This is a genomic window from Anaeromyxobacter paludicola (assembly GCF_023169965.1).
GTDB classification, from domain to species: Bacteria; Myxococcota; Myxococcia; order Myxococcales; family Anaeromyxobacteraceae; genus Anaeromyxobacter_B; species Anaeromyxobacter_B paludicola.
Map to the genome: position 1 here is coordinate 2,339,129 of NZ_AP025592.1, position 26,643 is coordinate 2,365,771.

At 73.0% G+C, this 26,643-nt stretch carries 21 protein-coding genes; 17 read left to right on the top strand and 4 right to left on the bottom strand.

Going from position 1 to position 26,643, the window contains the following annotated elements:
- Positions 1-56: 56 nt before the first annotated feature.
- Both AMPC_RS10745 and AMPC_RS10750 read right to left on the bottom strand, forming a co-directional pair.
- Positions 57-614 carry a type II secretion system protein gene (locus tag AMPC_RS10745; RefSeq protein WP_248340524.1) on the bottom strand — a complete coding sequence of 186 codons (558 nt, stop codon included), beginning with the start codon at positions 612-614 and terminating at the stop codon, positions 57-59.
- Positions 611-1,192: a hypothetical protein gene (locus tag AMPC_RS10750; RefSeq protein ID WP_248340526.1), complete on the bottom strand. Its 582-nt coding sequence runs from the start codon at positions 1,190-1,192 to the stop codon at positions 611-613. The genes AMPC_RS10745 and AMPC_RS10750 overlap by 4 nt, the downstream gene beginning before the upstream one ends.
- Positions 1,193-1,816: 624 nt before the next feature.
- Here AMPC_RS10750 and rho point away from each other — a divergent pair.
- The 16 genes from rho to gspN all read left to right on the top strand — a co-directional run bounded on the left by rho (position 1,817) and on the right by gspN (position 19,260).
- Positions 1,817-3,130 carry a transcription termination factor Rho gene (gene rho / locus AMPC_RS10755; RefSeq protein ID WP_248340528.1) on the top strand — a complete coding sequence of 438 codons (1,314 nt, stop codon included), beginning with the start codon at positions 1,817-1,819 and terminating at the stop codon, positions 3,128-3,130.
- 121 nt (positions 3,131-3,251) lie between these two features.
- Positions 3,252-3,632 carry a 50S ribosomal protein L31 gene (gene rpmE, locus AMPC_RS10760; RefSeq protein ID WP_248340529.1) on the top strand — a complete coding sequence of 127 codons (381 nt, stop codon included), beginning with the start codon at positions 3,252-3,254 and terminating at the stop codon, positions 3,630-3,632.
- A gap of 84 nt (positions 3,633-3,716) precedes the next feature.
- Positions 3,717-4,043, top strand: a complete 327-nt coding sequence (locus tag AMPC_RS10765) for a hypothetical protein (protein WP_248340530.1) — start codon at positions 3,717-3,719, stop codon at positions 4,041-4,043.
- A gap of 47 nt (positions 4,044-4,090) precedes the next feature.
- Complete coding sequence (locus tag AMPC_RS10770) at positions 4,091-5,485, top strand: sigma-54-dependent transcriptional regulator (protein ID WP_248340531.1); 1,395 nt, start codon at positions 4,091-4,093, stop codon at positions 5,483-5,485.
- A 145-nt stretch (positions 5,486-5,630) separates the two neighbouring features.
- The gene (gene gspC, locus AMPC_RS10775) at positions 5,631-6,644 is read left to right on the top strand and encodes a type II secretion system protein GspC (RefSeq protein ID WP_248340532.1); all 1,014 of its coding nucleotides are present in this window, start codon (positions 5,631-5,633) and stop codon (positions 6,642-6,644) included.
- A gap of 19 nt (positions 6,645-6,663) precedes the next feature.
- The gene (gspD, locus tag AMPC_RS10780) at positions 6,664-9,375 is read left to right on the top strand and encodes a type II secretion system secretin GspD (RefSeq protein ID WP_248340533.1); all 2,712 of its coding nucleotides are present in this window, start codon (positions 6,664-6,666) and stop codon (positions 9,373-9,375) included.
- Between the two features lie 39 nt (positions 9,376-9,414).
- The gene (gene gspE / locus AMPC_RS10785) at positions 9,415-11,181 is read left to right on the top strand and encodes a type II secretion system ATPase GspE (protein ID WP_248340534.1); all 1,767 of its coding nucleotides are present in this window, start codon (positions 9,415-9,417) and stop codon (positions 11,179-11,181) included.
- Between the two features lie 38 nt (positions 11,182-11,219).
- A complete protein-coding gene (gspF, locus tag AMPC_RS10790) occupies positions 11,220-12,449 on the top strand; it encodes a type II secretion system inner membrane protein GspF (RefSeq protein ID WP_248340535.1) in 1,230 nt (409 codons plus the stop codon).
- A 5-nt stretch (positions 12,450-12,454) separates the two neighbouring features.
- Positions 12,455-12,850 carry a type II secretion system major pseudopilin GspG gene (gene gspG, locus AMPC_RS10795; RefSeq protein ID WP_248340536.1) on the top strand — a complete coding sequence of 132 codons (396 nt, stop codon included), beginning with the start codon at positions 12,455-12,457 and terminating at the stop codon, positions 12,848-12,850.
- Between the two features lie 68 nt (positions 12,851-12,918).
- Entirely contained in the window at positions 12,919-13,506 is a 588-nt protein-coding gene (locus AMPC_RS20545; RefSeq protein WP_404800648.1) for a pilus assembly FimT family protein, read from the top strand.
- Positions 13,503-14,261, top strand: a complete 759-nt coding sequence (locus AMPC_RS10805; RefSeq protein ID WP_248340538.1) for a type IV pilus modification PilV family protein — start codon at positions 13,503-13,505, stop codon at positions 14,259-14,261. The genes AMPC_RS20545 and AMPC_RS10805 overlap by 4 nt, the downstream gene beginning before the upstream one ends.
- Positions 14,258-14,914 (top strand): type II secretion system protein GspJ, encoded by a 657-nt coding sequence (locus tag AMPC_RS10810; RefSeq protein ID WP_248340539.1) that lies wholly within the window; start codon positions 14,258-14,260, stop codon positions 14,912-14,914. The genes AMPC_RS10805 and AMPC_RS10810 overlap by 4 nt, the downstream gene beginning before the upstream one ends.
- On the top strand, positions 14,914-16,209 hold the full coding sequence (locus tag AMPC_RS10815; RefSeq protein ID WP_248340541.1) for a type II secretion system protein GspK: 1,296 nt from the start codon (positions 14,914-14,916) through the stop codon (positions 16,207-16,209). The genes AMPC_RS10810 and AMPC_RS10815 overlap by 1 nt, the downstream gene beginning before the upstream one ends.
- A 3-nt stretch (positions 16,210-16,212) precedes the next feature.
- Complete coding sequence (locus AMPC_RS10820) at positions 16,213-17,775, top strand: type II secretion system protein GspL (RefSeq protein WP_248340543.1); 1,563 nt, start codon at positions 16,213-16,215, stop codon at positions 17,773-17,775.
- A 2-nt stretch (positions 17,776-17,777) separates the two neighbouring features.
- Positions 17,778-18,341 carry a type II secretion system protein GspM gene (gspM, locus tag AMPC_RS10825; protein ID WP_248340545.1) on the top strand — a complete coding sequence of 188 codons (564 nt, stop codon included), beginning with the start codon at positions 17,778-17,780 and terminating at the stop codon, positions 18,339-18,341.
- Between the two features lie 4 nt (positions 18,342-18,345).
- Entirely contained in the window at positions 18,346-19,260 is a 915-nt protein-coding gene (gspN, locus tag AMPC_RS10830; RefSeq protein ID WP_248340547.1) for a type II secretion system protein GspN, read from the top strand.
- Between the two features lie 27 nt (positions 19,261-19,287).
- Here the strand turns inward: gspN and AMPC_RS10835 are convergent, their stop codons facing one another.
- Positions 19,288-20,154: an alpha/beta fold hydrolase gene (locus AMPC_RS10835; RefSeq protein ID WP_248340549.1), complete on the bottom strand. Its 867-nt coding sequence runs from the start codon at positions 20,152-20,154 to the stop codon at positions 19,288-19,290.
- Between the two features lie 44 nt (positions 20,155-20,198).
- On the bottom strand, positions 20,199-22,682 hold the full coding sequence (locus AMPC_RS10840) for a methyl-accepting chemotaxis protein (RefSeq protein ID WP_248340551.1): 2,484 nt from the start codon (positions 22,680-22,682) through the stop codon (positions 20,199-20,201).
- A gap of 231 nt (positions 22,683-22,913) precedes the next feature.
- Between AMPC_RS10840 and smc the strand changes: the two genes are divergently transcribed.
- Positions 22,914-26,522 carry a chromosome segregation protein SMC gene (smc, locus tag AMPC_RS10845; RefSeq protein ID WP_248340553.1) on the top strand — a complete coding sequence of 1,203 codons (3,609 nt, stop codon included), beginning with the start codon at positions 22,914-22,916 and terminating at the stop codon, positions 26,520-26,522.
- Positions 26,523-26,643: the final 121 nt, after the last annotated feature.

Here is a 26,643-nt window from a genome sequence, read left to right on the forward strand (position 1 = left end):
GGCCGGGGCCGCGGGGCAAGCGCCGAGAGGAGCCCGCGGGCGCCGGCGCGTCGCGGCTAGAAGCTGTGGAAGGTGACGTCGTCCTCGGCGCCCGGCTGCGGGTACTCCGAGGCCCGATCCTTCTGGAAGGCGCCGCCGGTGCTCACGTACCGGATGTGCTTCTCGGTCTGGACGCCGTCGCCGTCGAGATCGCCGTTCGCCACCACCCAGAAGTCGGAGGTGGTGCCGCTCTTCGTCGCGCTGAAGTAGTAGGAGAAGTAGCAGGCGCCGTTCACGACCAGCGGCAGCTCCTTGAAGCCGCTCATCCCCTGCGTCCAGACCCGCTTGGTCGGCGAGGGATCGCCCGGCGGGTTCTGCGGGCTGGTCCAGGTCCCGTCCTGGGTCGGGTCGGGGACGCCGGTCGAGTCGGGCTGGCCGAACCCGTGCTGCGCGCCGTAGTCGTAGAGCGACCGGGTGATGCTCTCCATGATCATCTGCCGCTCCGCCGTGCGCGTGCGCAGGAGCGAGCGGTTGAAGCTCGGGAGCGCCACCGACGACATGAGGCCGATGATCCCGACCACCAGCATCAACTCGACCAGCGTGAAGCCGCGTGCGCTGCGGATTCGACCGCTCATGGCCCACCTCCGCCGGGAGGCGTGGCCCGGCGCCCGTTGGAAGGCGACATCACCATCCACACGCCCGGGCCGATCTCCCGGACCGTCTTGCCGCGGGCCACCTGGTCGGCGCGGAACTTCTCGAAGCGGGCCCGGTCGGCGCCCGGGCCGGCGGTGATGGTGCGCAGGTCGCTGTCGGGCGGCGCCGAGGCGCGGTACCCCTCCGGCAGGTCGGCGCCCATCGGCGGGCGCTGGCGCGCGCTCCAGTAGCCGTAGCCGTGGTAGCCGCCGGCGGCGAGCAGCGCGAGCGCGAACGCGACGGCGGTCCCGCGCCCCTTGCGCCGCTCCGGCGCGGCGTGCGGCTGGTACTCGATCACCTTGCCGGCGGCCGGCGCCGCCGGGGCGGGCCTGGGCGCCGGCGCGACGGGCGCCGCCTCCGGCGCGACGAGCCGCTGGGCCGCGCTGGTCACCGCGAAGGCCTGGTCGAGGAGCGCGGCGCGGGCCTCGGCCGCCTCGGCGCGGGCCTCGGGCGGCAGCCGCGCGGCGAGGGCGGTGAGCGCCCCGAGGCAGCCGTCCGCCTCGGCCAGCAGCGCGTCCACCGCCGGCTGATCATGGGCGCCCCCCGCGGCGAGGGCCTCCGCGCAGGCCGAGAGCCGCTCGCGCAGGGAGGCCGCCTGGGAAAGCTCGGGCAGGGCCGAGGGCGCGGGCGCCGCCGCCGCGGGGGGATGCGGAGCGACCGGCGGACGCGGCGCGACGGGCGCGGGCGCCGCCGCAGCCGGATGCGGGGCGACCGGCGCGGGCGCGACCACCGGCGGATGCGCCGGGCCGGCCGGCGCGCGAGAGAGCACGGGAGGAGCGGCCGACGCGGGCCGCGCGCGCTGCAGCACTGGCGCGGCGGAGGCGCCCGGCGCGGGGCTCGCGAGGTGCGGCTCGACCGCTCCGTCGACAGCGGAGCCGGGCGAACGCGAGGTCTGCTCGTTCGACATGCAATCTCCCTGATGCATTGTGGAGCGAAGTCCCGATCGGGCGCCACCCCTGATTCATGGCACAGCGCCCAAGAAAACCGAGAGTACGTGGGCACTTGTGCGATGCCGCCGCCACGGCACCTCCACCCGTTGACAGCCCCGGTGCGCCGAAGTTAGGAAAGGAGCCTCTCGCCGGGTCCCCGGCACGGCCTCACGCCTCTCGCGCCCCCTCGCGGCGCCCCTCTCCCCAGGACCTCCATGCCCGCCGCAGCGCCCGAGCCCCATCCTGCCGCCAGCAGCCTCACCGAGCTCAAGCAGAAGAAGGTCGCCGAGCTCGCCAAGATGGCCGAGGAGCTCCAGGTCGAAGGAGTCGGCTCGCTCAAGAAGCAGGACCTCATCTTCGCGATCCTCCAGGCCCAGGCCAAGGCGGCCGAGGCGCAGCAGGAGGAGGTGGAGGTGTCGGGAGAGGGGACGCTGGAGGTGCTCCCCGACGGCTTCGGCTTCCTGCGCAGCCCCGACTTCAGCTACCTGCCCGGCCCGGACGACATCTACGTCTCGCCCTCGCAGATCCGCCGCTACAACCTCCGCACCGGCGACACCGTCCGCGGCACCGTGCGCCAGCCCAACGAGGGCGAGCGCTACTTCGCCCTGCTCGAGGTCGAGACCATCAACGGCGCCTCGCCCGAGGAGAACCAGGCCAAGGTCCTCTTCGACGACCTCACGCCGCTCTACCCGACCGAGCGGCTCAGCCTGGAGCACGACCCGGAGGAGATGACCACCCGCGTGGTGGACCTCTTCGCCCCGGTCGGCAAGGGCCAGCGCTGCCTCATCGTCTCCCCGCCGCGCGCCGGCAAGACGGTGCTGCTCCAGAACATCGCCCACGCCATCACCGAGAACCACCCCGAGGTCACCCTCATCGTGCTGCTCATCGACGAGCGGCCGGAGGAGGTGACCGACATGGAGCGGACGGTGAAGGGCGAGGTGGTCTCCTCGACCTTCGACGAGCCGGCCTCCCGCCACGTCCAGGTGGCGGAGATGGTGATCGAGAAGGCCCGGCGGCTCGCCGAGCACAAGAAGGACGTGGTGATCCTGCTCGACTCGATCACCCGCCTCGCCCGCGCCTACAACTCGACCGTCCCGCCCTCGGGCAAGATCCTCTCGGGCGGCGTGGACGCGAACGCCCTGCACAAGCCGAAGCGCTTCTTCGGGGCGGCGCGCAACATCGAGGAGGGCGGCTCGCTCACCATCATCGGCACGGCGCTGGTGGACACCGGCAGCCGCATGGACGAGGTGATCTTCGAGGAGTTCAAGGGGACCGGCAACTCGGAGATCGTGCTCGACCGCAAGCTGATGGAGAAGCGCATCTTCCCCTGCATGGACATCGCCAAGAGCGGCACCCGCAAGGAGGAGCTGCTCCTCCCGGCCGACTGGCTGTCGAAGATCTACATCCTGCGCCAGACCATCCTGAACGGGCTCGACAACGTCGAGGCGATGAAGTTCATCCTCGACAAGTTCCGCCAGGTGCCGACGCACCAGGAGTTCTTCAAGATGATGGTCGGGGGCGGGAAGTAGGCGGAAGATCAGCCGCCTTGACCGGCCGGAGCGAAGAGATTAGAAACGCCCCCTTCATCGGAGGCCCGGACCATCTCCGCGCAGCGCGGGCGGCGGTGCAAGCGGCCGTTAGGAGCGTCAAGTGAAGGAAGCCATCCACCCCGACTACAAGGCCGCGAAGGTCCTCTGCGCCTGCGGGAACGTCATCGAGACCCGCAGCACGCGCGGCGACTTCCACGTGGACATCTGCAACGCCTGCCACCCGTTCTTCACGGGCAAGCAGAAGCTGATGGACACCGCCGGCCGCATCGAGAAGTTCAAGACCCGCTACGCCGCGACCCCGGAGAAGGCCGAGAAGGCCGCCCCCAAGGCCGCCGCGCCCGCCGAGGCCCCGAAGAAGGCCGCCGCGCCCAAGGAGAACCGGGCCGCCAAGCGCGCCAAGGCCAACGCCGGCAAGCCGAAGCCGGCGCCCCAGGCCGAGGCTCCCGCCGCCGAGGCGAAGCCCGAGGGCGAGACGGCCTAGCCGTCCCGAGCAGCGCGTCTCTCCGGAGCGGCCCGAGCCCCAGGCTTGCGCCGCTCCTTCCTTTTCAGGGGTCCGCCCTCCGCCATGCGCCTCCTCGCCGCCGCCGCCCTCACCGCGCTCTGCGTCCTCGTCGCCGGCTGCCCGGAGCAGCGGGCGGGCGTCACTCCCAGCTCGATCCCGCGCCCGGCGGCGGTGCTCATCCCCTCCCCCGACGCCGGCTACGTCCCGGCCCCGGACGCCGGCGTCCCGTCGGCCTACGCGGCCCCCTCCCTGCCGCTGCCGGCCCTGCGCCCGCCCCGTGTGCGCGCCCTCGACGGCGGCGTGACCGCGCCGCCCGCCGCGCCCGGCCCGGTCGCGCCGCTCGACGGCGGCGCCGGGGTCGGCGCCGTGGCCCCCGCGGCCGCGCGGTAGCGGCGCCGGGTTGCGACGCGCGCGCCCCGCCGCGCTAGGATGCCCGCGTGCCCCCGCTCATCCTCATCGTGGACGACGAGCGCTCGAACCTCGAGTCCCTGCAGCGGATCTTCGAGCGCGAGGGCTGGCGGGTGCTCACCGCCTCGTCCGGCCCCGAGGCCCTCGACGCCCTCCGCCGCGAGCGCCCGAGCGTCGTCGTCACCGATCTCATGATGCCGGGCATGAGCGGCGAGTCGCTCCTGCGCGCCGCCCGCACCGTCGCGCCCGAGTCGGAGGTGGTCCTCATGACCGCCTACGGCACCGTCGAGGCGGCGGTCTCGGCCATGAAGGAGGGGGCCTACGACTTCCTCACCAAGCCCGTGAAGCGCCACGCCATCGTGAAGACCGTGCGCCAGGCGCTCGAGCGGGCCTCGCTGGTCGCCGAGAACCGCGCCCTCAAGGCCCGGCTCGCCGACCTCACGCAGGGGAGCGAGCTGCTCGGCGATGCGCCCCGCTTCCGCGCCGCCCTCGAGGTGCTGCGGCAGGCCGCCCCGACGAGCGCCACCGTGCTCCTCACCGGCGAGAGCGGCACCGGCAAGGAGCTCGCGGCCCGGCTCGTCCACGAGCGCTCCCCCCGCGCCGCCGGCCCCTTCGTGCCCATCAACTGCGCCGCCATCCCGGAGACCATCCTCGAGTCGGAGCTCTTCGGCTACGAGCGGGGGGCCTTCACCGGGGCCGCCGGGCGCAAGGAGGGCCGGCTCGAGCGCGCCCACGGCGGCACCCTGTTCCTCGACGAGGTCGGGGAGATGTCGCCGGGGCTGCAGGTGAAGCTCCTGCGCGTGCTGCAGGACGGCGTGGTGGAGCGGCTCGGCGGCACCCAGCCCTCCCGCATCGACCTGCGGCTCGTGGCCGCCACCAACAAGGACCTCGCGGCCGAGGTGAAGGCCGGCCGCTTCCGGGAGGACCTCTTCTACCGGCTCAACGTGGTGGCGGTGCGGCTGCCCCCGCTGCGGGAGCGGCGCGAGGACGTGCCGCTGCTCGCCGGGGCCTTCCTGCGGCGGGCGGCCGAGAAGCACGGCAAGCGGGTCCTCGCCTTCTCCCCCTCGGCGCTGCGGGCGCTCGAGGCCTGGGACTGGCCGGGCAACGTGCGCGAGCTCGAGCACGCCGTCGAGCGGGCGGTGGTGCTCTGCGCCGGCGAGGAGATCGAGGTCTCCGACCTGCCCGAGCCGCTGCGAGCCGGCGCGAGCGGGGGCGCCGCGGCCGACGCGCTCGTCATCCCGGTGGGCACGCCGATGGAGGAGATCGAGCGGCTCGCCATCCGCGAGACCCTGCGCCACACCCGCGGCGACAAGACCCTCGCCGCGCAGCTCCTCGGCATCGCGCCCCGGACCATCTACCGGAAGCTCGACCGCGACGCGTCCGGGAAGCTGGTGGACGAGGGCTCGGAGGGGGGCGCGGAGTAGCCTGCCAAATTGGCGGCGAGCCGTCCTCGGCCCGGCCGGTTTTGCCAAATTGGCAGCCCCGGATCGGACGGAAAGGTATCGGACGGGCTCGGGTCAGAAATTGGTCCGAAATCCAGGTCGTTATGTGCTACTCAAGGGCCTTGGCGTGGCACGGCCCTTGCTCCTCCGGCCGCTGGGTTCCCTCTCGATGCTCGACCTCTTCTTCCGCAAGTACGTCTGGGTGGTGAACGCCCTGCTGCTGTTCGCCGCGGCGTGGCTCTCCGCGAAGACGGTGAACACGGTGGTCGGCGCGGCCATCCGGCCCACGCCGCAGATCGACCTGCGGGCGGCCCCCCCGACGCCCGCGCGCCCGGTCGCTCCCGCGCAGGTCGAGCCGGACAAGATCTACGCGCTCATCGGCCAGAAGCCACCCGCGCCCGCGCCGGCCGAGTCCGCCGAGGCCGCGCCCCCGCCGCCCCGGACCTGCGACGACGCGAAGGCCGCGCCGGTGAAGGCCACGCTCCGCGCCCAGCTCGTGGCCGGCGTGATCGCCGAGAAGCCGCAGTGGTCGATCGCCTCCATCACCGACCTCGCGAGCCGCGAGACCCGCATCTACGGCGTCGGCGACTCCTTCCAGGGCGCGAAGATCCTGGCCATCGGGCGGATGAAGGAGCCGCACGACATCACCGGCCAGGGCTACAAGATGGTCGCGGTCGTCTGCCACGACGGCCGCAAGGAGTTCATCGACTTCGAGCCCGGCGAGGCCGCCGCGCCCGCCTTCCAGGCCGCCACCGCCCCGACCCCGGGCGCCGCCGCGGCCGCCCTGCCGCCGGACGGGGTGAAGACGGTGGCCGAGAACCGCTACGACGTGAAGCGGTCGGTCCTCGACCAGAGCCTCTCCAACATGTCGAGCCTCGCCACGCAGGCGAGGATGGTCCCCAACTTCAAGAACGGCGTGGCCAACGGCTTCAAGCTGTTCTCGATCCAGCCCAACTCGCTCTACGCGTCGGTCGGCATCGAGAACGGCGACGTGGTCACCAAGATCAACGGCTACGAGATCAACTCGCCCGACAAGGCGCTCGAGGTCTACCAGAAGCTCAAGGAGGCGAGCCACATCAGCCTCGAGCTCGAGCGCAACGGCCAGCCGATCCGCAAGGAGTACAACGTCACCGGCCCGTAGCGCCCCCGACGGCACCGCCATGCGCAAGCTCCTCCTCCTCACGCTCCTCCTCCCGGTCCTCGCCACCTCGCAGTCGCTGCCGCCGCAGCGCGCCGGCCGGCCCCCGCGCTACCTCCCGCAGGAGCCCGCCGGGACGCCGCAGCCGGCGCCCCCGCGCCAGCCGCTGCCGCCCGGCGCCGCCGGGGTGCCGCCGTCCGGCGCGCCCGCCCCGGCCGCGGGCGGGGCCGGCGGCGACGCCGTGATCTCGCGCTCCGAGGGCAAGTGCCAGCCGATGGAGGGGCACTTCCTCCTCGCCTTCAACAAGGCCGAGATCGTGGACGTGCTCGAGCAGGCCAGCCGCTGGACCTGCCGCAATTTCGCCTACACCGACGAGATCGCGCGCGGGAAGATCACCCTCGTCTCGAAGACGCCGGTCTCGGCGGAGGAGGCCTACGCGGCGTTCCTGGCCGCCCTCTCCGCCAACAACATCGCCGTCTACCCGTCGGGCAAGTACCACAAGCTCATCCGCATCGCCGACGCCAAGAAGACGCCCATCCCCACGCTCACCGACGGCGCCGAGGCGCCGGCCACGGAGCAGCCGGTCACCAAGATCATCCGGCTGCGCTACTCGGATCCCGACCAGCTGCGCGGCATCCTCGGCAACTTCACCTCCCCGCAGGGCGCCGACATCCAGGTGGTGGCGCCGGACCTCCTCATCGTCACCGACATCGGCCTCAACGTCCGGCGCGTCGAGAAGCTCATCGAGGCGGTGGACCGGCCGGGCGGCGGCGACCTCATCCGCGTGGTGCAGGTGCAGTACGCCTCGGCCCGCGACCTCGCCGAGAAGGTCAACCAGGTCTTCCAGCAGTCGCCCGCCACCCCCGGCCGCCCCGGCGCCGGCCGGCGCACGCTCATCGGCGGCGTGGCCCCCTCGACGCCCGGCGCGCCCGCCGCCGCCCCCGCCGCCGGCGGGACCGAGCCGTCCGAGATCTCCATCTCCAAGGTCCTCGCCGACGAGCGGACCAACAAGCTCATCGTCATCGCCGACGACAAGAGCTTCCAGCGCATCCTCGACCTCGTGAAGCAGCTCGACCTGCCCACGAGCGGCGAGGGGACCATCCACGTGGTGTTCCTCAAGAACGCCAACGCCGAGGACCTCGCGCAGACGCTGCAGGCGCTGGCGCAGGGCCAGGCCTCCGCCCGCAAGCAGCAGGGCGCCACCGGGGCGCCGGCGGGCCTCCCGGTCACGCCGGCCGCGGCTCCCGGCCAGCAGGCCGCGCAGGCCGCCCTCGCCGGCGGCCACGGCCCGGCCACCAGCGCCGACCTCTTCAGCGGCGAGGTGAAGGTCACCGCCGACAAGACCCAGAACGCCCTCGTGGTGATGGCGAGCGCCACCGACTTCGCCGTGATGACGCGGCTCATCGACAAGCTCGACCGGCCGCGCCGCCAGGTGTTCGTCGAGGCGGTCATCATGGAGGTCAACCTCAACAACGAGAACCAGTTCGGCGTCTCGATGCACGGGGTCATCCCGTACAAGACCTCGGACGGCACGGGCTACATCCCGCTCGGCTCCGAGACGGGCCGCGTGAACTCGTTCAACGTCTCGAGCCTCATCTCCCTCGGCGGCTTCCTCACCGGCCTCGCCGGCCCGACCTCGGCCCAGCTCAAGGACGTGCTGCCGGGCGTCCCGAGCGTGTCGCTGCTCGTGCAGGCCCTGCAGACCTCCTCCGACGTGAACGTGCTCTCGACGCCGCACCTGCTCGCCTCGGACAACGAGGAGTCGGAGATCACCGTCGGCCAGAACGTCCCGTTCCAGGCCGGCTACTCGGCGCTGAGCGGCCTCTCGAGCACCACCGGGACCACCGCCGCCGGCTCCACCCTCGGCACCCTCGGCCTGCTCTCGGGCGGCCTCAACAGCCTCTACGCCCCGATCCAGCGGCAGAACGTGGAGCTGAAGCTCCGCATCAAGCCGCAGATCAACGAGGGCGACAACGTGCGGCTCGACCTCGAGGAGCAGACCGAGGAGATCGCCTCCAAGGATCCGACCCTCGGCCCCACCACCGCCAAGCGGAGCGTGAAGACCAAGATCGTCGCCAAGGATCAGAACACCATCGTGATCGGCGGCCTCATCCAGGAGCGTACGGTCCAGGGCGTCCACAAGATCCCGGTCCTCGGCGACATCCCGATCCTGGGCTGGCTCTTCCGCGACCAGGTCACCACCAAGACCAAGACCAACCTGCTGCTGTTCCTCACGCCGTACATCATCCGCGACGAGTCGGACTACAAGCGCATCCTCGAGCGGAAGCGGCGGGAGCAGCAGGAGTTCACCGAGCAGTTCTACGGCAAGACCGCCCGCTACGACGTCCCGGTGGACTACGCCCGGAAGGCGGGCGCCTACACCCGCATCCACAAGGACATGGACGTCGAGCTCCTCAAGCTCGAGAACGGCGGACCCGGCTCGCCCGGCGAGCGCACCGTCCGGCCGCCGGCGCAGGACCAGGAGCTCGACGAGCGGAACCTGCCGCCGTCCGCGACCCCTGGCGCGGGCGCGCCCGCCCCGGGCGGCGCTGGCGCGCCCGCGCGGCCGGCCCCCGCGACCCCGCCCGCGACCCAGGCGCCGGCACCCGCTCCGACCCAGGCGCCGGCGCCCGCTCAGCCCCAGGCCCCGGCGCCCGCTCCGGCGCCGGCGAGCCCGCCCGCAGGGCAGGCGGCGCCGTCGCCCGGCCCGCAGGCTCCGGCTCCCGGGCGCTGAAAGAGAACGCCCTCGCCGCGTGTTCTCGATGGTTCGACCATGCCCGATCTCGTCAGCCCCGCCCCCGCCGCCCCGCAGGCCTCCCTCTCCGGTCGCCTGATCGGGGAGATCCTCGTCGCCACCGCCGGTCTCTCCCCCGAGAAGCTCGAGGAGGCCCTCGCCGCCCAGCGCGGCCCGGAGGCGGGCAGCCGCCTGGGAGAGGTGCTGCTCCGCATGAAGGCGGTGAGCGAGGACGAGGTGCTGCGCGCGCTCTCGATCCAGCTCGACCTCCCGTTCGCGGAGCGCATCGACCCGGAGTCGGTGCCGCCCGAGCTGGTGGCGAAGGTGCCCATCAACTTCGCGAAGCAGGCCCGGGTGGTGCCGCTCGGCCGGCTCGACGGCGCCGTCCGGCTCGCGGTGGCCGACCCGCTCGACACCGCCAGCCAGGAGAGCGTCGCGCTCCTGCTCGGCCTGCCGGTGCTGCCGGAGGTGGTCCCGCCGCAGGTCATCGTGGACGCCATCAACCAGGTCTACGACCGCGCCGCCGACGAGAACGCCCGGCTCATGGAGGACCTCGAGACCGAGGACCTCGAGAGCGTGGCGCACGAGCTCGAGGAGCCGACCGACCTGCTCGAGGCCGACGACGAGGCCCCGATCATCCGGCTCGTGAACTCGCTCCTCTTCCGCGCCGTGAAGGAGCGGGCGAGCGACATCCACATCAACCCCGAGGAGCGCGACCTCTCGGTGCGGTACCGCATCGACGGCGTGCTGCGCGAGGTGATCCGCCCTCCGAAGCGGATCCAGGCCTCCATGGCGAGCCGCATCAAGATCATGGGCGGCCTCAACATCGCCGAGAAGCGGCTCCCGCAGGACGGCCGCATCCGCATCAAGATCGCCGGCAAGGACGTGGACATCCGCCTCTCGACGGTGCCCACCGCCTACGGCGAGCGCATCGTGATGCGCCTCCTCGACAAGTCGAACGTGCTGCTCGACCTGGGCGAGATCGGCTTCGAGGACTGGCAGCTCCGGATCATGGACCAGCTCATCACGCGGTCCCACGGCATCGTGCTCGTGACCGGCCCCACCGGCTCCGGCAAGACCACCACGCTCTACGCCGCCCTCTCGAAGATCAACTCGCCCGACCTCAACATCCTCACCATCGAGGACCCGGTCGAGATCCCGCTCAAGGGCGTCGGCCAGGTGCAGGTGAACCCGAAGATCGACCTCACCTTCGCCTCCGGCCTGCGCGCCTTCCTCCGCCAGGACCCCGACGTGGTGATGGTGGGCGAGATCCGCGACCTCGAGACCGCCGAGATCGCCATCCAGGCCTCCCTCACCGGCCACCTGGTGTTCTCGACCATCCACACCAACGACGCCGCCGGCGCGATCACCCGCCTCGCCGACATGGGCGTGCAGCCGTTCCTCGTGGCCTCGTCGCTGGTGGGCGTGCTGGCGCAGCGGCTCGTGCGCGTGCTCTGCCCCGAGTGCAAGCGGGCCTACGTGCCGACGGCGGAGGAGCTCGCCCAGGCCAGCATCACCCCCAAGATCCTGGCCAGCGCCGGCAACCCCAGCCACCTCTACAAGGCGGTGGGCTGCCCGGCCTGCCAGCAGACCGGGTACCAGGGCCGGACCGGCATCTACGAGCTCATGCTCGTGGACGACGATCTGCGGCAGCTCATCCTGCGGAACGTGGACTCCTCCACCATCAAGCGCAAGGCGGCCGAGCACGGGATGCTCTCGCTGCTCGAGCACGGCGCCTACAAGGTCGCGATGGGGATCACCACCGCCGCCGAGGTGCTGTCGGTGACGGCGGAGGACCTGCATTGACCGCCCGGCCCGCCAGCGGCGGGGGGGAGGCGTAGCCCATGCCCGTCTTCGAGTACAAGGCGCTCGACGCCGGCGGCAAGGCGGTCGGTGGCCTCAAGGAGGCCGACTCGCCGCGCACGCTCCGCACCGTGCTGCGCCGCGACGGCCTCTTCCTCACCGAGGTGGTGGGGCAGAAGCAGGCCGCCGAGGCGGCCGCGCGCGACGTCCGCAAGCGCTGGCTCACCGGCCGGATCAAGGCCGACGACCTCGCCATCATGACCCGCCAGCTCGCGGTGCTGGTGGGGGCGGGCGTCCCGCTCGTGGAGGCGCTCACCGCGCTCGTGGACCAGGTGGAGCACGAGCGGCTCAAGCGGATCGTCTCCGACGTGCGCCAGCGCGTGAACGAGGGCAGCTCGCTCGCCGACGCCCTGGCCTCGCACCCGCGCGTCTTCACCAACCTCTACGTGAACATGATCCGCGCCGGCGAGTCCTCGGGCGCGCTCGAGATCGTGCTCGTCCGGCTCGCCGACTTCACCGAGAACCAGGCCCGCCTGCGCTCCAAGATCGTGGGCACCCTCACCTACCCGGCGGCGATGCTCGTCATCGGCACGGTGATCATGGCCATCCTGTTCACGGTGGTGATCCCCAAGATCACCCGCATCTTCGACGAGACGCGGGTGACGCTGCCGCTCACCACCCGCGCCCTCATCGGCTTCTCCACCTTCGTCCACGACTGGTGGTGGGCGGGCGGGCTCCTCACCATCGTGGCCGGCGTGCTCGTCGCGCGCTGGAAGGAGACCCCGTCCGGCCGCGCCGCCTGGGACCGCCGCGCCCTCACCGTGCCCATCTTCGGCGGGCTCATCCGGCAGATCGCCATCGCCCGCTTCTCGCGCACGCTGTCCACCCTGCTGAAGAGCGGCGTCCCGCTCCTCACCGCCATGGACATCGTGAAGAACATCGTCGGCAACGTCCGGCTCCAGTCGGTGATCGAGGAGTCGGCGGCCGCCATCCGCGAGGGCGAGAGCATCGCCGCGCCGCTGAAGCGGTCCGGCGAGTTCCCGCCGCTCGTCTACCACATGGTCGCCATCGGCGAGCGCTCCGGGCAGCTCGAGGAGATGCTCAAGAACGTCGCCGACGCCTACGACTCGCAGGTGGAGACCAAGATCGGCGCGCTCACCTCGCTGCTCGAGCCGGTGATGATCGTCGGCATGGGCGTGGTGGTGGCGCTGATCGTCTTCTCGATCCTGATGCCGATCCTGCAGATCAACAACCTGGCCGGAGGAGCCTAGCCCCCATGCAGACCCAGCGACGCCGCGAGCGCGGCATGACCCTCATCGAGATCATGGTGGTGATCACCATCCTCGGCCTCATCGCCGCCGCGGTGGCGGTGAACGTGGTGAGCAACCTCTCCGACGCCCGCATCAAGCAGGCCAAGGCCGACCTCCACACCCTCGAGAACTGCCTCGACCTCTACAAGATCGACAAGGGCCGGTACCCGACGACGGAGGAGGGGCTGCAGGCGGTGGTGGCCGCCGGCAAGTGCAAGAACCAGCTCAAGGACCCGTGGAGCCACGACTACGTCTACCTCTACCCGGGCCAGGTCCACCCCGACGGCTTCGACCTCAAGAGCTACGGCGCCGACGGCGCGCCGGGCGGAGAAGGCGAGAACGCCGACATCGTGAACCGCTGAGGAAGCTTATTCTCGCGCAAGGCACACGAGCCCGAGCCGAGCAGGGCTTCACCCTCATCGAGCTCCTGATCGTCATCGCCATCGTGGCGATGGTGTCGGCGGCCGCCATCCCGGCGCTCGACTCGGTGACCGGCGCGAACGCGCGCGGCGCCGCCGGGGAGCTCTCGGCGGCGGCCCGCTACCTCTACGACCTCGCCATGCTGCGCCACCAGACCTGCCGGCTCGCGCTCGACCTCGACCACCAGCGCTGGTGGGCCGAGTGCACCGAGGGTCGCTACCTCGCCTCCCGCGAGGCGCGGAGCCAGCAGGACCAGGCGCGCGAGGAGGACGACGACCAGCTCGCCGAGCGGATCCCGGACGAGCGCGACGCGGAGCGGCGCAAGCTCCTCGCCCGCGCCCGGTTCGGCGAGTTCAAGGACCGGCTCGCGGCCAAGCGCGCGCTGCCCGGCGCCGCCGCGTTCACCGAGGTCTGGACCGAGCACCAGCGCGAGCCCTGGTCGCGCGGCATGAGCTACGTCTACTTCTACCCGGGCGGCCGGACCGAGGCGGCGCGGATCCCGGTGGCCGACGGCTCCAACGTTTACTCGGTGGTGCTGCAGCCCTTCACCGGCCGCGCCCGCGTGGTCACGGGCAAGCCGGAGGTGCCGCGGTCGTGAGGCGCGGGTTCACGCTGCTCGAGGTGATGGTGGCGCTCGCCATCCTCGCCACCGCGCTCATGGCCATGGCCGACCTCGGCGGCAGCGCGCTCGAGAACCACCTCTACGCGCGCCAGCTCTCGACCGCCACGCTCCTCGCCCGCGGCAAGCTCGCCGAGCTCGAGGAGAAGTACGACGACGACGGCTTCAAGGACTTCGACGAGCGCGAGGAGGGCACCTTCGACGGGCAGGGCCACCCGGAGATCCGCTGGCGCGCCGAGGTGGTGAAGCCGGACGGCGACCTCGGGCCGGACCAGCTCATGGGGCTCCTCACCGGCATGGGCGGCGAGGCGGGCGCCACGCAGGGGCTCATGGACCAGCTCTTCGGGGGGAAGCAGGGCCAGCAGTCCCAGCAGGGCAGCGGGCCCACCCAGGGCGCGAGCCCGATGGGCGCGGCCATGGGCGGCATGCTGCAGACCCAGCTGCAGACCTTCGGCGAGCAGCTCAAGAAGTCGCTGCGGGAGCTCCGCTTCACCGTGGCGTGGAAGGAGGGCAAGAAGGACCGCCAGTTCACGGTCACCTCCCACCTCGTGGTGCTGAACCCCCGCGCCCCCGGCGGCGCCCGCGGCGACAGCCCGGACGTCCCGCCCAACGTCGCCCCCGCCGCCGGCCTCCCCGGCGCCACGGGGCAGGGCACCGGCGCGACCACCGGGACCGGCACGACGACCGGCACCGGCACGAGCGGCACCCGCACCGGCGCGACGGTGGTCCGATGAGGCGCGGGTTCACGCTCATCGAGGTGATGATCGCCATCGGCATCTCGGCCGTGATCGGCGTGATGGCGCTCGGCTCGTTCCAGCGCGCCCACGCCGCGCGCGAGCTCACGCAGGCCCAGGAGGAGCGGTTCGGCGGCGCGCGGCGCACGCTCACCCGCATGGCCCGCGAGCTCTCCATGGCCTACCTGTCGGAGCACTACGACCACAAGCGCTTCCGCGAGCGCCCCACCCTCTTCCGCGGCAAGGACGGCGGCCGGCGCGACGCCCTGCTCTTCACGAGCTTCTCGCACCAGCGGCTGGTCCGCGACGCGAAGGAGTCGGACCAGGCGCTGCTCGAGTACACCGTGGACTCCGATCCCGAGCGGCCGGGGAAGCTGGCGCTGTTCCGGCGCGAGAAGGTCCACCTCGACGAGGATCCGGACCGCGGGGGCGACAAGCAGCTGGTCCTGCAGAACGTCGCCGGCTTCGACGCGCAGTTCTGGGACTGGAAGAAGCAGGAGTGGGTGAACGACTGGGTCTCCTCGTCGGTGGAGCGGCAGGGGACCCTGCCCACCCGCGTGAAGGTCCGGCTCACCCTCGAGATGCCCGACGGCAAGGAAGAGAACTTCGAGACGCAGGCCCGGGTGGCGATCATCCGGCCCTTGGACTTCTGATGAGATCGCGCGGCGCCGCCCTCCTGCTGGTCATCACCGCCATCGCCATCCTGACGGCGATCTCGGTGGACCTCGCCTACGAGTCCCGGGTCTCGATCGAGGCGGCGGCGGGCGCGCGCGACGAGCTGCGCGCCACCTACCTCGCGAAGAGCGCGGTCGGGTTCTCGCGCCTCGTGCTCCACTTCCAGCAGCAGCTCGGGCAGGCGTCGGCCGCGGTCGGGCAGCTCGGGCAGGTGGCGCAGGCCAGCGGGCTCCCGGCGCAGCTCGCGCAGCAGCTCCAGGGGACCCTCGGGGGCGGCGCGGGAGGCGGCACGCTCTCCATCCGGCTCTGGGAGCTCGTGCCGGTGGACTCCTCGATGACCTCGCTCTTCCTCTCTCGCGGCGCCCGGAGCGCCGCCGCCCCGCCGCGCGAGGGCGCGGCCGCGGCGGCCGGCACGGCCCGCGGCTTCGGCGACTTCGAGGGCTCCTTCCACGCCCGGATCGAGGACGAGGACCGGAAGATCAACCTGCCGCAGTTCAACGGCCTCGGGGCCCTCCCGGCGGCGCAGCTGCAGCGCTTCCTCCAGCTCGTGAAGGATCCGAAGTACGACTTCCTCTTCGACCAGGACGACGCCAACGGGATCCGGGTCAACCGGAACGACACCGCCGCGGCCATCAAGGACTGGGTGGACGAGGACGAGGTCTCGTCGGCGGTGACCGGCAACCCGCTCACCCCCTTCGAGCAGGGCTTCTCCGACGAGAACGCCGTGTACGACCGGCTCCCCGACCGCTACAAGGCCAAGAACGCGCGCTTCGACTCGCTCGAGGAGCTGTTCCTCGTGGCCGGCATCTCCGACGCCTTCATGGCCGCCTTCGCCGACCGGCTCACGGTCTACCCCGACGTGAACGGGCAGGTGAACGTGAACACCGACGACCCGATGCAGATCCTCACCAACCTGCTCGTGATGTCCGACCCGCCGGGCGTGCTGCAGGGGCCGCTGCTCGACCCCGGCTTCCCGCAGCGCTTCCAGGCCGCGCTGGCGCAGCTCAAGCCCCTGCCGTTCCTCTCGGTGAGCCCGCAGCAGTTCGCGACCGTGGCCCAGGCGCTCGGGGTCAAGATCCAGGCGGTCTACCTCCAGGCGCAGAACAGCGACAACCGGGCGGTCTTCTCCGACCACTCGAGCACCTTCCACATCCACGCCACCGGCCGGGCCGGCGGCGTGCAGAAGACGATCGACGCGGTGGTGACGCTCGACACCCGGGCCGGCGCGCTGGCGCAGGACCTCGGGCGCGTCCTCCACTGGAGCGAGGAGTAGCGCATGGCGCAGCAGATCCTGGGGCTGGACCTCGGCGCGGACGAGGTGAGGGGCGTGCTCCTCGAGGGGAGCTTTCGCGGGCAGCAGGTGACGGCGGCGGCCTCCGCCCCGGTCGCCCCGCCGGCCGAGGGCGAGGAGGCGCCGGACCTGCTCTCGCGCCAGGCGGCGGCGGCGCAGGCGCTGCTCGCGGGCCAGGGGTGGGCGTGGGACGTGGCCATCGTGGCGCTGCCGGGCGCCTCGGCGGCCGCCCTCGCGGTCACCCTCCCCTTCACCGACCTGCGCCGGATCGAGCAGACCGTCGGCTTCGAGGTGGAGGGGCAGATCCCGTTCGACCTCGACCAGGCGGCCTGGGACTGGCAGCCGCTCGGGCAGCGCGAGGGCCGGACCGACCTGCTCGTCGCGGTCACCCGCAAGGAGGAGCTCGCGGCGCTCCTGGCGGCGCTCGCCGGGGCGGGGCTCGACCCGCGAGCGGTGGTGCCCCCGGCGGTGGCCTACGCCTCGCTCTTCGCGGGCGCGGTGGCGACCTCTGCCCCGGCCCCGGCGCCGGCCGCGAGCGACGCCGCCGCTCCCGAAGCCGGCGCGGGCGAGCCGGCCTCGCCCCCGGCCGCTCCGGCGCCGTGCGCGCCGGTGGAGGGGGTGCTCGATCTGCGCGCCGGTCGGGCCAGCCTCGCGCTCGTGCGCGGCACCGAGCTGCAGGCGGGCCGCACCTTCGGGCTCGGCGCCGGCGATCCGGTCCGCGCGCTCTCCCGCGAGCTGCGCGCCACGCTGCGCGCCTGGCGCGCCCGGCTCGGCCCGGGGCACCACCCGGTGGCGCGGCTCCACCTCGCGGGCGAGGCGGCCCGGCTCCCGGGGCTGCCGGAGGCGCTGGCGCCGGAGCTCGAGGGGCCGGTCGCGCCGCTCGCGCTCGCGCCCTGGGCGGCGTCGCGGCTGCCGGACGGGGCCGGCCCGGACTACGCGCTCGCCCTGGCGCTGGCGCTCCGGGGCCAGCAGGGCGCCCGCGCCGGCCGGCTCAACCTGCGGCGCCGCGACCTCGCCTTCACCCGCGACTTCGAGCACCTGCGCGGCAAGGTGGCGCGGCTCGCCGTCTACGCGGCCCTGGTGCTGGCGCTCGCCCTCACGAGCGCGGTGGTGCGGGTGGTGGCGCTCTCGCACCAGGAGTCGCTCCTCGACGGGGCGCTCTGCGAGACCACCAAGAAGGTCGTCGGGCGCTGCCTCGACAACTTCGAGACCGCCGAGGCGGTGCTCAAGGGGCGCGGCACGCCGTCGGCGGCCATCCCCCGGATCTCGTCGGTGGACGTGCTGGCCGAGCTCGAGCAGCGCGCCCCGGACGTCCCGATGAAGCTCGAGCGGATCGAGATCACCCGCGAGAAGCTGCACCTCCAGGGCACCACCGAGGCGGCCGAGAACGTGGACCGGATCGTGACCAGCCTGCGCGGCTCGCGCTGCTTCGGCGACGCGCGCTCGGGCGGCGCCCGCAAGCGCGCCAGCGACGGCAAGTTCGAGTTCAGCGTGGACTCGGACCTCACCTGCGACGTCACCGCCGCCGCCCAGGGCGGGAAGGGCTAGCCGTGGAATACCTCCGGAAGCTGCGCAGCGATCTCGAGAACGCCCTCTCCCGCCTCTCCCCGCGCGAGCGGGTGATGGTGGCCGCCGCCGCCGCCGCGGTGGTGCTCTTCGTCCTCCTCATGGTCTCCACCTCCGTCTCGCGCTCGATCCGCGCCCGCGAGTCGCGCATCGACGACAAGACCCGGGTCCTGTCGGAGATCGGCCGTCTGGCCCAGGGCTACCGGTCGGCGCAGGCCGAGCGCCAGGCGATGGAGTCGCGGCTCAAGGGGCCGCCCATCCAGCTCATGAGCTACGTCTCGCAGGCGGGCTCGCGGCTCGGGATCGAGGTCAACGACCTGCGCCCGGGGCAGAGCACCAGCGGGACCGGCAGCGACCAGGTGCTCGAGGACAGCGTCGAGGTGAACCTGGCCCGCATCGACCCGCCGCGCCTGGTGCAGCTCCTGCGCGCGCTGGAGGCGGGGCCCGGGGTGGTCAAGGTCCGCCGGCTCCGCATCTCGACCCGCAGCGACGATCCCAACCTGGTGGACGTGACCCTGCTCGTCGCCACCTACCAGCTCAAGGGGTAACCCCGTGGAACTGCCCGCCCTCAAGCCCTGGCAGCGCCGGCTCGCCTACGGCGCCTTCACCGTTCTCGCCTTCCTCTTCGCGCTCCAGCGCACCTTCCCGTCCGACGCGGTCAAGGAGCGGCTGGTGCTGGCGGCGGCGGCGCAGGGCTGGCAGCTCTCGATGGACGACATCCGCCCGCGCGGCTTCCCCGGCGTGCGCGCCACGGGGGTCACGCTCGAGTCGGCGGAGGGGACGCGCATCCCCGTGGACGAGCTCGACGCCACGCTGCGGCTCTGGCCGCTCCTGCTCGGCCGGCGCGGGGTCTCCTTCGAGGCGAAGCTGTACGACGGCCGGGTGAAGGGGCTCTCCGAGGAGGGGCGCACCGCGAGCCGGCTCGCCCTCACCGCCTCGGGCATCGACCTCGCCCGGGCGGCGGCGGTGAAGAAGGTCTCGGGGCTCGACCTCGCGGGCACCCTCTCGGCCGACGTGGACGTCACCATCGACTCCAAGGACGCCGCCCGGAGCAACGGCCACGCCGACCTCGACGTGCAGCGGGCGGTCCTGAACGGCGGCACGCTGCAGCTCCCGAGCATGGGCGGTGGCCTCACCCTGCCCCGCGTCGGCCTGGGGACGGTCGCGGCCCGCATGACCGTCAAGGACGGCAAGGGGGTCTTCGAGCGGATGGAGGTGAAGGGCGAGGACCTCGACGCCGCCAGCGAGAACCTCTACTTCGTGGTCCAGCCGCGCCTCGAGTACGCGCCGCTCTACGGCACGGCGCGCGTGAAGCTGAGCGACGCCTTCTTCTCGCGCCCCGGCTCGTCGGGCTTCAAGAGCGTGCTCGAGCTGGCGCTCGCGCAGGCGAAGCGCAAGGACGGGGCTTACGGCTTCCAGATCTACGGGACCGTCGGCCACCCGCAGCTGCGGCCGGGCGCGCAGTAGGCGCCGCCGCCCCGGCGGCCGCCGCCGCTACGCCGCCTGCGCCGGCCCCTCGCTGCCCGCCATCTCGAGCAGGAGCTCGGCGGTGCGCCCCGGACACTCGAGCTGCGGGCAGTGCCCGCAGTCGGGCACGGGCTCGTAGCGCACGCCCGGGAGCTGCTCCAGGAACCAGGCGCGGCAGCCCTCCGGGATGAGGCCGTCCGCCTCTCCCCAGATGAGCGCCACCGGGCAGCGGACCCGCTGCACCTCCTCGGCGCTGAGGAAGTCCTCGGCCTCGAGGTGGGCCAGCATCTGCGCCACGGGCGGAGCGGTGAGGATGCGGCGGAAGTCGCGGGTGAGGAGCTGCGCGCCGAGCGGGGGCCGGTGGAACACGCGCGAGAAGTACTGCCGCATCGCGGACGGCTCGCCGGCGACCAGGGCCACGAAGCTGGCCCAGTCCTCGGCGCGCAGGGCGGGGCCGCCCGGGTTGAGGAGGGCGAGCCCCCGCACCAGGTCGGGCCGGCGGACCGCGAGCTTGGCGGCCATCCACCCGCCCATCGAGTTGCCGGCGACGTACGCCCCGCGCGGCGCCACCGCGTCCACGAAGGACTCGGCGGCCCGCACCTGCTCGGCGAACGTCAGGTACTCCCGGCCGGCGGGCAAGGTGGAGACCCCGCAGCCGGGCAGATCGGGCACCACCACCCGGTACCCGCGGCGCAGGAGCGGCGCGAGGGGATAGAAGCTCAGGCCGGAGGCGCCCAGGCCGTGCAGGAGCACGAGCGTCGGGCGGTCCGCTCCCTCGTCGAGCGGCGCGAACTCGGCCCAGCCGACGCGCGCGCCCTCGAGGTCGAGCTCGCGGAAGGTCGCGCCGTCGCGGCGCCAGCCGAGCGCGAGGAGCTTCTGGAGCAGTTCGAGCATGGTCCCACCGAGGCGGGGACCCGACCGCGCCCCGCCTCGCTGGGCTAAACCTTGAACCTCCCGACCCGTTCCGCCAGGGCCCGGGAGCGCCCGTCGAGCCGCTCGGCGACCCCGGAGAGCTCACCGACCGCCTGCTCGTGCAGCTCGGCGGTCCGGGTGAGGTGCCGCAGCGAGTCGCGCACCCGGCGGGTGGCCTGGTCGTGGTTCTCCACCGCCAGGGTGATGTCGCCGATCATGCCGTTGATCCGCTCCAGGCTCTCGAGCTGCTGGCGGCCGAGGCCGGTCTGCTCCTCGAGGGCCCGGCTGATCCGGTCGGCCATGTCGCCCACGCCGCGGCTGACGGTGCCGACCGCGCTCACGCTGCGGCCCACCAGCTGCACGGCCTCGGAGAGGGTCTTCGAGCCGTCGGCGACCGAGCCGACCAGCGCCGAGACGTCGCGGCTCGACTGCACGTGGCTCTTCACCGCCTGCCCGATGGTCTCGGCCACCTCCCGGCCGCGGGCGGTGGCGACCCGGATCTCCTCGAGGGCGTCGAGGGACTTGCGCGCGAGCCCGACGCCGTCGCCAGCGAGCCGGTCGCCGCGCTCGATCAGGGCGGCGGTGCCCTGCACGTCGTCGCGCACGGCGCCGATGATGGCGCCGATCGACTTGGTGGAGCTGGCGATCTGCGAGGCGAGATCGCGGATCTGGTCGGCGACCACGGCGAAGGCCTTGCCGTGCTCGCCCGCCTGCGCGGCGATGATCGAGGCGTTGAGCGAGAGGAGGTTGGTCCGGCCGGCCACCTCGGCGATGAAGTCGACGATCTGGTCGATGTCGTCGGAGCGGCGGCCCAGCGCGGTCACCTTGCGCTGGGCGTCGCCCACCGCCTCGCGCAGCCGCTCGATCCCCTGCACCGCCTCCTCCACCACGCCGCCGGAGCGCTCGGCCATCTCGGCCACCTGCACCGCGGTGACCTGGCTCTCCTCGGCGGAGACCTCGAGCCCGGACAGCGAGGCGTTCACGCCGGCGAGGCTGGTCGCGGCCTGCCCGGCGAGGGCGTCGAGGGTGGAGATGGCCTGCTGGGCCCGGCGGCCGGCGTCGGAGAGGCCGTCCACGTCGTGCATGGCGGTCTCCATGGCGCGCTCCATCTCCGCGCCCTGGCGCCGCACCTCCTCGAGCGCCGCCGCCATCTCGCCCACCGCGGCGCTGGTCGAGGCGACGTAGTCCGAGAGCCCCTCCACGCCCCGGCCCACCTGCGTGACCGAGCCGTGCATGGCCTCCACGGCGGCCTGCACGGCGACCACCCGCTCGTGCTCCTGGAGGGCGCCGCTCTTCACGCGCTCGCCGATCTCGCCGATCTCGTGCGTGCCCTCGCCCACGCTGCGGCTCGCGGCGGCGACGTCGCCGACGAGGCTGGTGAGGCCGCCGATGGTGCGGCGGAAGGTGGCGGCGAGCTGCCCCATCTCGTCGCGCGACAGGCTGGGCGGCGCCACCGTGAGGTCGCCGGCGGCGAGCTGGACCGCGGCGGTCTCGAGGGCGTTGATGGGCACGGTGAGGGTGCGGGAGGCGATCCAGACGAGCAGCGCCACCGCGGCGTAGACCACCACCCCGAGCAGCAGCGCCGAGCTCCAGAAGCCCTCGCGCCGCTCGGTGAGCTCCGCCTCGGGGAGGAGCGTCACGAGCCGCGCCCCGCCGGCGATGGGCCGGTGCACCCGCCAGCCCGCGGCGATCTTCTCCACGCCGGCCCCCTCGGGCAGCCCGGAGAGCAGCGGCGCGTCGGCGTTGCCGTAGCGGGCGAGCACCTCGCCGCCCGCGCCGAGCACCGCCGTGGGCGCGCCCACGGTGAGCCAGACCGCCTCGGCCGCGCCCTGCGGGCCGCGCAGCTCGGCCCAGCCGGCGGCCTTCTCCTGCGCCCGGCGCGCCGCCGCCACGTAGCTCTCGTCGGCGTCCACCCGGAAGCGCACGTAGCTCGTGGCGGTGACGAGCAGGGTCACGATGCTGAGCAGGCCGTAGCAGACGAACAGGATCTTGCCGCGGAGGGTCCCCTTCTCGCGCAGCTCGACCGCGCCCAGGACCTCGAGGGCCGGCGCCACCTCGATCGCGCAGACCGAGTAGGCGAGCATGGCGGCCATGATGCCGGCGGAGGAGGTGACGGCGACCGCGCTGAGCGCGAGGTCGAGCGCGAAGCCCTGCCCGCTCGCGGCGAGGAGCAGCGCGGCCGCGCTCACGCCCGTCAGCACCACGATCACCGCCGCCGCGCGGCCGGGGAGCCGGTGGCCGCAGAGCGCCCCGCCCTGCGCGTCGCGGGCGGCGAGCTCACCGCCGCCGAGCCGGGCGGCCACCGCCGTCCGCAGCGGCGCGAGGTAGCTCCAGACCGTGAAGAAGGTGAGCCCCTCGGCGACCGCCAGGGCGAGCGGGACGGCCACGCGCAGCAGGTCGAGCTGGCCCGGCGTCAGCGGGAAGAAGCTCGCGAGGACGTACCAGGCGACGAGCCCGGGGATGGCGAGCAGGACGGTGAGCTGGAGCAGGAGGCGGCGCGCGAAGGCCATCCGGGGCAGTCTATCCCGGGAGGGGCGCGAGGGGCAGTTTGCCTCCCGCCTAGGCGGGAGGCCTTCTCCACCCGTGACGGTGACCATACATGACTCGCCACGTAAGGCGCCAATTTCCGGGCGCTTTCCGACCGCCCGGCTGGCCGGACGGCCTCGCCCCGACGGCTGGAAAGGTCAAGACTTATCGGGACTTGCCTTGAAACGACCCATGGGAGTGTGCTACCAGACCGCATGCGCATCAAGCGCCTCGACATCACCGGCTTCAAGTCCTTCATGGACCGCACCGTGGTCGCCTTCGACGAGGGCGTCACCGGCGTGGTCGGGCCCAACGGCTGCGGCAAGTCGAACGTGGCCGACTCCATCCGCTGGGTGCTCGGCGAGCAGTCCGCCCGCCAGCTCCGCGGCCGCTCGATGGAGGACATCATCTTCAACGGCTCCGAGTCGAAGGCGCCGCTCTCGATGGCGGAGGTGATGATCACCTTCGAGAACGACCGGCCGGCGGAGGTGCCCGCGCAGTTCCAGGGCTTCTCGGAGATCACGGTCGGGCGCCGCCTGTTCCGGACCGGCGAGTCCGAGTACTACATCAACAAGGCCCAGGCGCGGCTCATGGACGTGAACGACCTCTTCATGGGGTCGGGCGTCGGGCGCACCGCCTACTCGATCATCGAGCAGGGCCGCATCGGCCAGATCGTCTCCGCCCGCCCGGAGGACCGGCGCTCCATCATCGAGGAGGCCGCCGGCATCACCAAGTACAAGAAGCGGCGCGAGGCGGCCGAGCGGAAGATGGAGGCCACCGAGCAGAACCTGCTCCGCGTCGCCGACATCGTGCAGGAGCTCGGAAAGCAGCTCGAGAGCCTCAACCGCCAGGCGCGCAAGGCCGAGAAGTACAAGGCCGTGAAGGCGCAGGTCCGCGAGCTCGAGCTGGCGCAGGCCGCCGCCCGCTACCTCGAGCTCACCGCCACCCGCCGCGCCGCCGAGCAGCGGCACCTCGAGGTGAAGGCCGAGGAGGCCGAGGTGGCGGCCCGCCTCGCCGAGCTCGAGCAGTCGATCGAGGCCGACCGGGCCCGCCTCGCCGAGGGCGAGAAGCAGCTCCAGGGGCTCGCCGAGCGCGAGCACGAGCTCGCGAGCCAGGAGCGGGTGTCGCAGGTCTCCACCGAGGCCGCCGCCCGCGAGCTGGAGCAGATCGCCGAGCGCACCCGCGCCCAGGCGGCCGAGGTCGAGGCGCTCAAGGCGCAGGCCGAGGCGCTCGCCGCCGAGCGCGAGCAGCTCGAGGAGCAGCGCTCCCAGCTCTCCACCCTCACCGGCACCGACGAGCAGCGGCTCTCCGAGGCCGAGGTCACGCTGCGCGAGCTCGGCATCGAGCAGGGGCGCGCGGCGCAGGCCCTCGAGGTGTCCCGCGGCGAGGCCGGGGCCGCCCTGGGGCGCGCCTCGGGCCACAAGAGCGAGCTCGCCCAGGTGGAGCGCCGCCGCGCCGACCTCAAGGAGCGGCTCTCGCGCAACCGCGGCGAGAACGAGCAGCTCGCGAAGAAGGCGGCCGAGCTCGACGGCTCCCGCTCGGCGCACACCGAGAAGCTCGGCAAGACGCGGCAGATGAAGCTCCGCCTTGAGGAGCAGCGCGGGGCGCAGGAGGAGCTGCTCGAGCGCACGCGGGCCGAGTTCATCCAGAACGAGGCCAAGCTCATCACCCTGCGCGAGGAGCTCGGCGACAAGCGCGCCCGCCTCAACTCGCTCACCGAGGTGCTGCGGAACTACGAGGGGTACGGCCGGGGCGTCCGCAGCCTCATGACCCGCGCCGGCCAGGGCGAGCAGCCGGCCCGCGACAAGGGCATCTTCGGCCTCGTGGCCGACGTGGTCTCCGCCCCGCCGGAGTACGAGAACGCGGTCGAGGCGGTGCTCGGCGAGCGGCTGCAGTACGTCATCGTCGAGAGCCACAGCCAGGGCGTCGAGGCCATCGACTACCTCAAGACCGCCGCCGAGGGGCGCGCCTCGCTCATCCCGGTGGCCCGCCTGCGCGAGCACGACGCGGGCGGCGCCGAGGCCGAGCGGAGCCACCCCGGCTTCGTGGCCTCCTGCCTCGACGTGGTCAAGTACGAGCCCTCGTACGAGAAGGTGGTCCGCTTCCTCCTCGGCGACGCGGTGGTGGTGCGCGACCTCCCGGCCGCGCTCGACCTCTGGCAGTCCTCGGCGGTGAAGAAGACCCTCGTCACCCTCGACGGCGAGGTGCTCGACCCCTACGGCGTCGTCACCGGCGGCCCCCTCGAGGGCGAGGGGCACGGCGCCCTGCAGCGGCGGCGCGAGGTGGCGGAGCTCGAGGAGACGGTCCGCCAGTTCGAGGCCGAGTTCTCGATGGCGCAGGAGCGCCACCGCATGCTGCAGGCCCGCCTGCTGCAGCTCGAGGCGGCCCTCAAGAACCTCGACAAGGACGGCCGCGAGAAGGAGCTGGCGCTCCTCGAGCAGGAGAAGGACCTCGTCCGCGTCGGCGAGGAGCTGGAGCGGATCGCCGGCCGCCTCGGCCAGCTCGAGGCCGAGAAGGGGCAGCTCGACGACGCCCTGCGCGCCCTCGAGTCGGAGGAGGAGGAGCACCGGGTGGCGGGCGCCACCGCCGAGGCCGAGCAGAGCCGCGCCGAGGAGCGGGCCCGCGAGGCGCAGCAGCGGCTGGAGCAGCTCCGCCAGCAGTCGGACGCGCTCACCGCGCAGCTCATGAACCTGAAGGTGAAGGTGGCGGCCGACGGCGAGCGGCGCGAGTCGATCGGCGCCTCGCTGAAGCGGATCGAGGAGGCCCGCCGCGAGGTGGAGGAGCGGCGCGGCCGGCTCTTCGCCGCCCTCTCCGAGGGGAACGCCCGGGCCACCGAGCTCAAGGGGCGCATCGAGGGGACCACGGTGGACATGGGCCGGGTCACCGCCGAGCTGGCGGAGGTCCGCGACGAGCTGGCCCGCGCCCGCGGGGCCCACGACGCCTCGTCCGAGCAGGTGCGCACGCGCGACCAGGAGGTGCGCGACCTGCGCCGGCGCGCCGAGCTCATCTCGCAGCACGCCAACGAGTCGGCCCTGACCGCCCGCGAGAACGCGCTCGCCCTCACCCACCTCGAGGAGCAGACCCGCGAGCGGTGCCAGGCGGAGCTCAAGTGGGAGGTGGCCCGCTTCCACCTCGAGAAGCCGCCGACCGACGCGGACCGCGAGCGGCTCGACGAGCTCAAGGCCCAGGCCGAGCGCATGGGCGCCATCAACCTCACCGCCATCGAGGAGTACGACGACCTCTCCAAGCGGCACGAGTTCATGGCCGCCCAGAAGGCCGACCTCGAGGCGTCGCTCGCCGACCTCAAGAGCGCCATCGTGAAGATCAACCGGGCCAGCCGCGAGCGGTTCCGCGAGACCTTCGACCGGGTGAACGAGAAGTTCCAGGCGGTCTTCCCGCGCCTCTTCAACGGCGGCCGGGCCGGCCTGGTCCTCACCCAGCCCGAGTCGGGCAGCGAGCTCGACGCCGGCGTCGAGATCTTCGCGCAGCCCCCCGGCAAGAAGCTGCAGAGCGTGAACCTGCTCTCCGGCGGCGAGAAGGCGCTCACCGCCGTCTCGCTGATCTTCGCCATCTTCCTCATCAAGCCGACGCCGTTCTGCCTCCTCGACGAGGTGGACGCGCCGCTCGACGAGGCCAACGTCGGCCGCTACAACGAGATGGTGAAGGAGATGAGCAAGACGTCCCAGTTCATCCTCATCACCCACAACAAGCGGACGATGGAGATGGTGGACACGCTCTACGGCGTGACCATGCAGGAGCCGGGCGTGTCGAAGCTCGTCTCGGTGAAGCTGTCGCAGAAGGCGAAGGAGGTCGCGGCGGCGTAGCGGGGGGGCGGGCGCGGGCGCCGAGGGGCTGCGTGGCACGATCGGCTGCGCTCGCCGCCGGCGAGTCGCTGACCATCGACCGGCTGCGCTCCCGCGCCGGGGTGTGCTCCGGGCGCTGGGC